The 9,541-nt window shown below is 40.6% G+C and carries 9 protein-coding genes; 1 reads left to right on the top strand and 8 read right to left on the bottom strand.

Annotated features, from left to right (window positions below):
• Window positions 1-95: 95 nt before the first annotated feature.
• From hutP to hutU, 4 genes are all read right to left on the bottom strand, one after another.
• Complete coding sequence (hutP, locus tag PQ578_RS15220; RefSeq protein WP_160919676.1) at window positions 96-536, bottom strand: histidine utilization transcription antiterminator HutP; 441 nt, start codon at window positions 534-536, stop codon at window positions 96-98.
• A 72-nt stretch (window positions 537-608) separates the two neighbouring features.
• On the bottom strand, window positions 609-1,619 hold the full coding sequence (locus PQ578_RS15215; protein ID WP_273835196.1) for an agmatinase family protein: 1,011 nt from the start codon (window positions 1,617-1,619) through the stop codon (window positions 609-611).
• Entirely contained in the window at window positions 1,616-2,890 is a 1,275-nt protein-coding gene (gene hutI, locus PQ578_RS15210) for an imidazolonepropionase (RefSeq protein WP_273835194.1), read from the bottom strand. Before hutI ends, PQ578_RS15215 begins: the two co-directional genes overlap by 4 nt.
• A gap of 13 nt (window positions 2,891-2,903) precedes the next feature.
• A complete protein-coding gene (gene hutU, locus PQ578_RS15205; RefSeq protein WP_420541562.1) occupies window positions 2,904-4,571 on the bottom strand; it encodes a urocanate hydratase in 1,668 nt (555 codons plus the stop codon).
• 397 nt (window positions 4,572-4,968) lie between these two features.
• On the opposite strand from hutU, the gene PQ578_RS15200 reads away from it, so the two are divergent.
• Window positions 4,969-5,859, top strand: a complete 891-nt coding sequence (locus PQ578_RS15200) for a fructose bisphosphate aldolase (RefSeq protein ID WP_273835190.1) — start codon at window positions 4,969-4,971, stop codon at window positions 5,857-5,859.
• Window positions 5,860-5,917: 58 nt separating this feature from the next.
• Here PQ578_RS15200 and PQ578_RS15195 read toward each other — a convergent pair whose 3' ends face one another.
• From PQ578_RS15195 to PQ578_RS15180, 4 genes are all read right to left on the bottom strand, one after another.
• A complete protein-coding gene (locus PQ578_RS15195) occupies window positions 5,918-7,381 on the bottom strand; it encodes a helix-turn-helix domain-containing protein (protein WP_273835188.1) in 1,464 nt (487 codons plus the stop codon).
• Window positions 7,382-7,560: 179 nt separating this feature from the next.
• Window positions 7,561-8,109: a hypothetical protein gene (locus PQ578_RS15190; RefSeq protein WP_273835186.1), complete on the bottom strand. Its 549-nt coding sequence runs from the start codon at window positions 8,107-8,109 to the stop codon at window positions 7,561-7,563.
• Window positions 8,110-8,223: 114 nt separating this feature from the next.
• Complete coding sequence (locus PQ578_RS15185) at window positions 8,224-8,712, bottom strand: hypothetical protein (RefSeq protein WP_273835185.1); 489 nt, start codon at window positions 8,710-8,712, stop codon at window positions 8,224-8,226.
• A gap of 40 nt (window positions 8,713-8,752) precedes the next feature.
• The gene (locus tag PQ578_RS15180) at window positions 8,753-9,439 is read right to left on the bottom strand and encodes a MerR family transcriptional regulator (protein ID WP_273835184.1); all 687 of its coding nucleotides are present in this window, start codon (window positions 9,437-9,439) and stop codon (window positions 8,753-8,755) included.
• Window positions 9,440-9,541: the final 102 nt, after the last annotated feature.

The raw sequence follows: 9,541 nt of genomic DNA, 5'->3' as shown, positions 1-9,541 counted from the left end.
CTAATAATATTCTAGTTATAAAAAAAAAAAACAGCGGCAATTCAAAAATACGTTTCATTTCCCGCCTCCTCATCACTCATTACTTTAGGCAGCATTTATCCTATATGATTAATTCCAAGACCAAACGTTTCATGTTCAAGGCCTTTTACTGGAGCGCCAATTGTTCCATAAAAAGCGACAGCAATCCATTCTCCTTCATCAAAATGCTCATAAGGTGAGCCACGGACAATCGCAAAACGTAAGCCCACGGTTCGCATCATGTCTCCTGCACCTATCTGGCCACGCATAACCCCTTCTAATGCCTCTAATATGGCATGATATAAGGCATGTGTCTCTCGATAAAGCTCTTCTGAAATAATCTTATTCCTTTTAGCAGATGTTTCAACAGCTGAAATGACTTTCTGCATACTCATCGATCCAGACTTTCCCTGACAATAATCCACATCTTTCAGCTGATGAGAAAATGGTTCTAGCTCTTCAGGAGTTAATGACGCTACGAGCATCGCTAATTTACCAATCAATATCTTTTGTGTCATTTCTCTCACCTGTCCACGTTTCTACTAGTTACTAGTAACTCCTTTTATTGTAAGCGTTATCAACACTGGTGGTCAAGATGATTCCCTTCCTATACCCTTTCGTTTACAAACTCCCGTTATAAAAGAAAGCATCGTATGAACGGCACTTTTTACCCCGATCTCCCCTACATCTTTTCGAGGATCGAGGCAAACGATATCCATCGCCTTTACTTTCGGATGCTCACCCGCTAACTGAACAGCGTCACACAACTCTTCCGTTCTCATACCTCCAGGAGTTGCTGCGGGCGCAGCTGGATTACAAGAAATATCAAGGACATCCATGTCGACCGTTAAGTAAATCGTGTCAACGGTCTTTTCAAGTTGAGCTAAGGCATCTTGAACGATATGATGGATACCCTTTTTCCTTACTGTTTTCATCGTCGTGTAGTGAACGCCATGTTCATCAGCGTAGTTTTTTAACTCTAAACTATTAAAAAAACCGTGAAGTCCGATATTATGCACATGCTTTCCTTCAACTGTATGGCTTTCGATTACCTGCCTTATGGGCGTACCATTTGCGGGGCCAAAATCTGCTAAGTCTCGCAAATCAAAATGTGTATCTAATTGCAAAATGCCAATCGTCTCATTTTGATGCACCAGCTTCCAGCCTTTAATCAACATGGCCGTTATCGAATGATCCCCACCCATCGTTAAAGGTATTGTATGTGGGTGCTGTTCTCTCATCGCTACCATGGCCTGTTGAATTTGGTCATGAGTATACCGTATATCTGTCGCATGCTGTTTGACATCACCAAGATCAATCGCCTTTAAACGAGCTAGATCAATATCTTCATCTAGATTATACGTACGAAATGAACGCCATGCTCTTCGCATCGCATCAGGATTCTCACTTGCTGCGGATGTACTAATCGAAGACTTTGATAAGGGAACGCCGAGAATGGTAATGTCGTAGTCTTCCCAATTTGGTGATGATTCTCCTATCGTTTCAATCCAATCATTCACCGTAAGATCAAATTGTTCGTCCGTTTGCTTTGACCAAATCATGGTTGGGCGATTTAACATTGGGTATGGATATCCCTTCATAAAAGGTGTCCTCCCACAACGAGCGTCACGCCTCCTTTGAGCACTGTATCGACATGGTTCATTCCATATTGATAGGAAAGAGTAAGGTAATTAGGCACATCAAATATGGTGATGTCCGCTTTTTTACCAACCTCCAGACTCCCTGCAGTATCCGCAATGCCAATCGCATGTGCAGCATTAATGGTTGTCGCAGTTAATACTTCTTCAGGGGTCATCCCCATTTTCAAGCAGCCAAGATTCATGATAAAAGGAAGAGAGAGTGTAGGAGATGAACCAGGATTTGCATCCGTAGATAGTGCAATACCTACGCCAGCATCAATCATCTTTCTACTTTGAGCAAAATCAGCCATTAGGAAAAATGCCGTTCCTGGAAGTAGTACTCCCATCACGCCAGCTTCAGCCATGTCCTTTATTCCCTGATCTGATGCTCGTAGAAGATGATCAGCCGAAATAGCCCCAACAGAAGCCGCTAACTCGGCTCCTGCATAAGGTTCAATCTCATCAGCGTGAATTTTAGGGATAAGTCCGTATTCTTTTCCGGCTTCTAGTATTCGCTTTGATTGATCTGGTGTGAAAACACCCCGTTCACAAAAAACGTCATTAAATGTGGCGAGCTTCCGATTGGCTACTTCTGGAATCATTTCTGAAATCACTTTTGACACAAACGTTTCGGGGTTACTCTTTTCTGATAAAGGAATGGCGTGCGCACCCATAAACGTGGAGATCACATCAATCGGATGAGATTCATGTAGTTGTTTCGCAACTTCTAATTGTTTTATTTCATGTTCTAACGTGAGGCCGTAACCGCTTTTCGCTTCTACTGTTGTCACACCGTGCAATAAGAACTGGTTCAGACGTTTTCTAGATTGTTCAAACAATTCTTCATAACTTGCTTTTTGTGTCGCACGCGTAGTGGCATGAATGCCGCCACCAGCTTCCATAATTTCCATATATGTCTTTCCTTGTAACCGCATCGCGTATTCATTTTCTCTCGTACCAGCATGAACAAGGTGCGTATGGGGATCGATTAACCCTGGAGTTACCACTTTCCCCGCGGCATCAATTTGCTCTGTAAGTTCCACTGAATCTTTGTATTTTGCTACCATTTCGTTCGATGATCCAACTTCAACAATGATCCCATCTTCTATATAGACAGCACCTTTTTCAATTAGTCCTATTTGCGACATTTCCTCTTTTATTGCTGGACTGTCCGAGTATCCTGACATTGTGATCAGCTGAGCAGCATTTTTGATTAGTAATCTTGTAGTCATCTCGCTCTACCTCCTATTTCTTTCGTAACATCGGGACATGAATGCCTTTCTCCTCTGCCGTTTTCTTCGCTAAATCATAGCCTGCGTCAACATGACGAACAACACCCATTCCAGGGTCTGTAGTTAAAACACGTTCAATTCGCTGCTCCGCTTCTTTCGTCCCGTCTGCCACAATAACCATACCTGCATGGAGCGAATAGCCCATGCCAACACCACCGCCATGGTGGACGCTAACCCAACTTGCTCCACCAACACTATTAATCATCGCATTTAAAATCGGCCAATCAGCCACAGCATCGCTTCCATCTTTCATGGCTTCGGTCTCTCGATTCGGCGAAGCGACGGAGCCAGAGTCAAGGTGATCACGGCCAATCACAATCGGAGCACTTAATTCCCCGTTTGCCACCATGTTATTAATGATTTTCCCAAACTTTGCTCGTTCCCCATACCCAAGCCAACAAATACGGGAAGGAAGTCCTTGAAAACTAATTTTCTCTCGCGCCATACGAATCCAATGACAAAGGTGCTCGTTGTCACTAAACTCGTTTAAAATCACTTCATCTGTTTTATAAATATCTTTTGGGTCTCCTGAAAGAGCTACCCAACGAAAAGGGCCTTTTCCTTCGCAAAACTGCGGTCGGATATAAGCTGGTACAAATCCAGGAAAATCGAATGCATGTTGAACGCCTTCATCTTTGGCAACTTGGCGAATATTATTCCCGTAATCGAATGTTACGACTCCTTGCTTTTGCATCTCAAGCATTGCCTCTACGTGTATGGCGATACTTTGTTTTGCTAATTTACTATACTGATTCGGATTCTCTTTACGAAGTTCTTCTGCTGCTTTTATATCTAGGTTTATAGGATAATAGCCGTTTAAAGGGTCATGAGCAGAAGTTTGATCCGTTAAAATGTCAGGGATAAACTGATGATCGATCATTTTAGGTAAAATTTCTGCCGCATTACCTAGTAAACCAATAGAAAGAGCTTCTCCTTTATTTCGAGCTTTCTTTGCCATCTCAATTGCATGCTCAAGACTAGCAGTTGACGTATCAAGATACTTTGTATCGATTCGACGCTGTATTCGTTTTTCATCCATTTCGATTGCAATGCAAACGCCTCCGTTAAGAGTGACGGCAAGTGGTTGCGCCCCGCCCATTCCTCCTAAGCCTGCTGTTAACGTAATGGTATTGCTTAAACTACCATTAAAATGCTGCTTCCCACATTCAGCAAATGTCTCATACGTTCCCTGTACAATCCCTTGACTGCCAATGTAAATCCAGCTCCCAGCTGTCATTTGTCCATACATCATCAACCCTTTACGGTCGAGTTCATGAAAGTGGTCCCAATTTGCCCAGGCAGGCACCAAATTTGAATTAGCCATCAGTACTTTAGGGGCATCCTTGTGAGTCTTAAAAACAGCTACTGGCTTCCCAGATTGGATCAAAAGTGTTTCATCATTCTCCAGTTCCTTTAATGAACGAACAATCGCTTCATAGCACTCCCAATTCCTCGCCGCTTTCCCGATTCCACCGTAGACTACAAGATCCTCTGGATTCTCAGCGACATCAGGATGCAAATTATTATTGAGCATTCGTAAAGCAGCTTCCTGAATCCATCCTTTCGTGTGGAGAACTGTGCCTCGATACTGCTCTACTTTGGTTGCTTTTGTATCCGCCATCATCGTCACCCTTTCAGAATCATTTCCTAATAAAAGCGTAGCACCTGATGCAGAAACGATATAGATAACCAGATTTTGATTAATAGGAAATACTTTATAAACAAGAAGACCATTTCGATAAACACTAAATAATTTATAGTATTTTTTTTAGAAAAGTCAATTAAACTATTTATCTCTTATGATTTAAGATAGTGCATCATGGGTAATGGCAATGAGTGATCATTAAAGGAAAAATCATACTCTAAGTAAGCTCATACCCTGATTAAAATGCGACGTTTTCCTTAAACAGCGATCCCTGGATAAATGCATAGAAAATTTGGTGTTAATTATGATGGAATAATGGGAAGAGTATAGATGGTTGCATAATGAAGTTTAGAATTAAAAGGAGTGGAAAAACATGAACAACAGTCAATTCGACAAAATCAAGAACGGAACAGGATTTATTGCAGCGCTTGATCAGAGTGGTGGAAGCACACCTAAGGCTCTTGCAGAATACGGTGTTCCTGAAGATTCCTACTCTAATGAAGAGGAAATGTTTGATCGTGTTCATCAGATGCGAACAAGAATCATTACATCACCTGCTTTCAGTGGAGAGAAAATTCTTGGCGCTATCCTATTTGAACAAACGATGGATCGTGAAATCGAAGGCAAGTATACAGCTGACTATCTTGCAGATAAGGGGATTGTCCCTTTCCTAAAAGTAGACAAAGGACTAGCCGATCAAGAAAATGGCGTTCAGCTTATGAAACCAATTCATGATTTAGATGAAACGCTTGGTCGGGCAAGTGAACGTAAAATCTTCGGCACAAAAATGCGCTCGGTCATTCATGAGCCAAATGAAAGTAGTATCAAGGCTGTTGTGGAGCAGCAATTTGATATCGGTAAGCGAATACTTGCTGCTGATCTTATGCCAATTATTGAACCAGAAGTAAACATACACAGTGAAGACAAAGAGAAGTCAGAAGAAATTTTACGCGAGGAAATCCTAAAACAGCTTAATGATTTGTCAGAAGATCAAAATGTGATGCTGAAACTTTCGATTCCTACAAGAGCGAATGCGTATAAACAGTTAATTGAGCACCCTCGTGTGTTACGAGTTGTTGCGCTATCTGGAGGATATTCACGTGATGAAGCGAACGAAAAACTAAAAGAAAACGATGGTCTTATTGCCAGCTTCTCTAGAGCGCTTGCTGCTGATTTAAATGCGAATCAGTCTGAACAAGAATTTAACGATGCTTTACAGAGCGCAGTGGACTCTATTTACGACGCTTCCGTAAATAAAAAATAATAAGCGCTAAATGGAATGGGTGAGGATACAAAAAGGTATCCTTACCCATTCTTCATATTCACTTGCCCTCTTTTCGATATTCACCAGGTGTTTTACCAGTGGATTCTTTAAAAACCCGGCTAAAATAATTCGGGCTCTTGAAACCTACATGACTTGCAATGGACTGAATGGATTCTTTTGTTGAGGTGAGAAGCTCTTTCGCTTTGTAGATACGTGTAGAACTTAGTATTTCACGAAACGATTGACCGTAATTTTGGGTTAATGTGTGACTTAAGTAAGCTGGATTACGAAGCACATGATCCGCTACTTCATTTAAGGTAAGAGCGGAATCATGATAATGATCATCAATGTATGTTAAGGTTTCTTCGATGACATTTCTTTTTAAAGTAGGACGAGAGTCAATTGAATCATGTAGTAGATTTGTAAGAAATAGGATCAAATCTTGAACGATGCGATAAAGAATAGGACTGTATAAAATCGATTCAAATACCTCTTTATATAAGGCTTCACTTCGATTATCAGTCAATCCTTTACGAATCATAAATCTTCTGATTTGTGCAAGGATACTCGTTAAACGCGTTCGTAAAAGACCTGGCTCTGGATAAGGAGATTCCATTCCATAAAAGTGCTCGTACATCCAATTTTTCAATTCTTCGATTCGACTTTCTTCAAGCATAGTAACCCAATGACGCTGTTCTGTTAACGTTAGAAAAGGGTCGATATCATGCCACTCCTCGTCTTGATTGGAATGAAGAACTTGTTGATAACCAGTAAAAAAAGATATTTCCATTACCTTTCGTAATTTCATATAAATTTGATGCAAGGAATGGTCGGTCATTCCTTGATGCACTGCAATGACAATAGACTCTCCATTCATCTGTTCCCATTCACGTAAAAACCGCTGCGCCTGATGAATAGGTTCATGTATCAGTTGGTCAAAAACAAGGACAATTCGATCCGTTGTTGAGAAAACAAGTGGCGTAGATGAAAAGTTAAACTGATCAATAAATTGGCGTAACTTACTGAGGAAGCTTCTTTCCTCCGTTTTCATTAAGTAAACTGGAGCCCGATAGGTCAATTGATCATCAATAAACAAGGATTTATACCAAAGTGTTTGGTGTGACTTTTCCCCTTTCTCTCTCCTTTTATAATCCGCAACATTCCGGAAGGCTTTCTGTAAAGAGGTTTTTATTTCCATAGGTGATAGCGGTTTCACGATCAAATCTAATGCGCCGATTTCAATCGCTTCTGTGGCTTTTTCAAAAGTTGGCTCGGCTGTTACTGCAATCACTTCTGTAGTATAACGGTCAATAAACGTTTTCATAAGATTCCATTTATCCCGAGGGATCATGTCCAATTCAATAAAAAGGATGTCAGGTAATTCTTTTTCTAAAACCATCATAACCTCTGTCAACTGATTAACCGTTTCCACTGATGAAATAGGAAATGAATACTTTGAGATTAACCATTTCAATCCGATTAACTCCTGGGAATCACGATCTCCAACCACTAGTTTGTACATAAGTCATTTTCCCCTGCTTCCTTATTCCATTTTCGTTCACGCAGAAGAGATTCTTTAGTTTCCTCCTCTATCCACTTTTATTTTGTCAAAACATATCAGAAACCTCAACATTTTTCCTTCCGTTCATTTACATACCTAAACAAAAAAAGGACTTGCTTTCAGCAATGATCCTTTTCTCGTTAGCGAGCCTTCTCTCCATTACCAAGTACAGCTGTAACGCCCCAAACCTTATCGTATGCCCCATATCCATTTAATCCGATATCTAGGTCATGGAAATAACGATGAAGTTTTTGAACATCTCGTGTAGTGCCATGTTCAATATAGTGTAAGGCAATGAATTTAATGTCCTGTAGGTCCTGATTTAGCTGTTCATTTTCCTCTTTGGAATAAGTATTAATGACTGACACTATTTCAATCGCTTTATCAGTTTGATCCGTATGATTGAGCTTTGATATTTCACCAAATCCAGTCGTTTGATTGTAAAACGCATGTGTCGAAGCAACAAAAGCATTCACATTGTCATATGTGAGATCATTCGAAATTGCTGACGCAATTTGTTCAATATCCTCATCCCCGTAATCTGGTCGATCCTCTTTCGGAGGCGCAATCCATTCCTTACTAACAGAGAGAGCGCGTTCGTTAATTGAAAAAAGGACATAGATTGTAATGGCAAGACTCGCTATCGTCGCTAGACCAAGCAAAACGAATTTTGCTTTGGTAGTAATCAAAACATCGCCTCCCTTCTTATATTGATAGAAACGTTGTCTTAACGCCACAAAAGCGATATCTCATCTCTGATTGATATCGCTTTTGTTTATAGAAAATCAGAGAAGCTCCTCATCTTAATGATCCCCAAAGGTTTCGGTTACTCCAAACGTATCCTCATGATCATAGTTGTTCAGAGCTTTGTCGAGATCATGAAAGTACCGATGTAGCGCTCGAACCTCAGTTGTCGTAAGGGTTTGGCTAGAAAGTTCCTTTATGGACATTAAGTCTTTTTTTAGATCTTCATGAGCTACCCCGTTTTCTAAAAATACATCAATATAGGCTACGGAAGCAGTGGCTTGACGCTCCTGTGCTTCTAGATCCATAGGACGGTCAATCATCCCGTAGCCCGTTGTTCGATTGTAAAAAGCATGAAAATCCGCAACGAATTCTTCTACTTGCTCGTATTCTGCTGGGAAAGAAGCGGCAGATACTTGATACTCATTCTCCTTAACGTTTGTCCCATTTACCTCGGTGTGAAGTGAGAAAATATAAATATAGAGAGCCGCGAATGTTGCAGCAACGAGGAGACTGATTATGGAAAACATCACTTTCGCTTGATCCATTTCATCTTCCCCCATTCGAATTTCTCTCTACTCTAATTCTTTATTTAGCAAAACCGAAAATATTTTTGATTTTCGTAACGCCCCACTTCGGATCATGTGCTCTGCTTTCGTCCCGGAAACGATCCTGCACAACCGCCATTAGTCTTTCTTCTCGCGCCGACATCTGTTCATCAGCAATTTGTCTTTCTTTTGTTACTTCAAATTGATAGAATTCACGTTCATCCACTGAGACATCAGCTAAGTGATCAATTTTCTTACCAATCGCATTTAATTCCATTTGGTTAATGGATGCGTGCGCGTCTGAAGCAGTAGCGATTTCTTCATGAACAATTTCATGAACTTGATGAACGATATCTTTTTCCAAACGCTTAACGGTTTCATCCATACTAAGAAGTTTTTTAACCTCTTCCGATTCAACAAAAGAAACTATTTTGGATAAGGAAGTCTGAATATCTACCTGCTCAATAGGTTCGCTAGGAGGCGCTTTTTCTGCTTCCTTACCTTGTAGTTCTAACGTATTGATAATGACTTCATCAGCAGCATGACTTTCTTTCATGTTTTTAATTAATTGAAGGACTTCAATATCGCCAATTGTATACGTACGGGCATTGTTTTCATCACGTGGAATCGTTAGAAATGGCGCAAACTGCTCTTCCCATAATTTCAATGTATGACGAGACACATTCAACATGGAAGCCACCCTGGAAATCATCATTGTATTATTCATTTTCATCATTCCTCCCCGTTGATTTAATAAAGGTATTCCATGCCCATCTAACTATTTTCCTGCAAGATGACAAAGGTTCTTAAAAACAGTCAGAGTCTCTCA

The sequence above is a fragment of the Guptibacillus sedimenti genome (assembly GCF_028610665.1).
In the GTDB taxonomy this organism is placed as follows: Bacteria; Bacillota; Bacilli; order Bacillales; family Guptibacillaceae; genus Guptibacillus; species Guptibacillus sedimenti.
The sequence above is the reverse complement of the archived record's forward strand: the minus strand, read 5'-3'. Positions and strand labels throughout refer to the sequence as shown.

What these genes read in the sequence shown, in the direction of transcription:
- hutP (WP_160919676.1), bottom strand. Translation starts at nt 536, where the DNA reads ATGACACAAAAGATATTGATTGGTAAATTAGCGATGCTCGTAGCGTCA.
- PQ578_RS15215 (WP_273835196.1), bottom strand. Translation starts at nt 1,619, where the DNA reads ATGAAGGGATATCCATACCCAATGTTAAATCGCCCAACCATGATTTGG.
- hutI (WP_273835194.1), bottom strand. Translation starts at nt 2,890, where the DNA reads ATGACTACAAGATTACTAATCAAAAATGCTGCTCAGCTGATCACAATG.
- hutU (WP_420541562.1), bottom strand. Translation starts at nt 4,571, where the DNA reads ATGGCGGATACAAAAGCAACCAAAGTAGAGCAGTATCGAGGCACAGTT.
- PQ578_RS15200 (WP_273835190.1), top strand. Translation starts at nt 4,969, where the DNA reads ATGAACAACAGTCAATTCGACAAAATCAAGAACGGAACAGGATTTATT.
- PQ578_RS15195 (WP_273835188.1), bottom strand. Translation starts at nt 7,381, where the DNA reads ATGTACAAACTAGTGGTTGGAGATCGTGATTCCCAGGAGTTAATCGGA.
- PQ578_RS15185 (WP_273835185.1), bottom strand. Translation starts at nt 8,712, where the DNA reads ATGGATCAAGCGAAAGTGATGTTTTCCATAATCAGTCTCCTCGTTGCT.
- PQ578_RS15180 (WP_273835184.1), bottom strand. Translation starts at nt 9,439, where the DNA reads ATGAATAATACAATGATGATTTCCAGGGTGGCTTCCATGTTGAATGTG.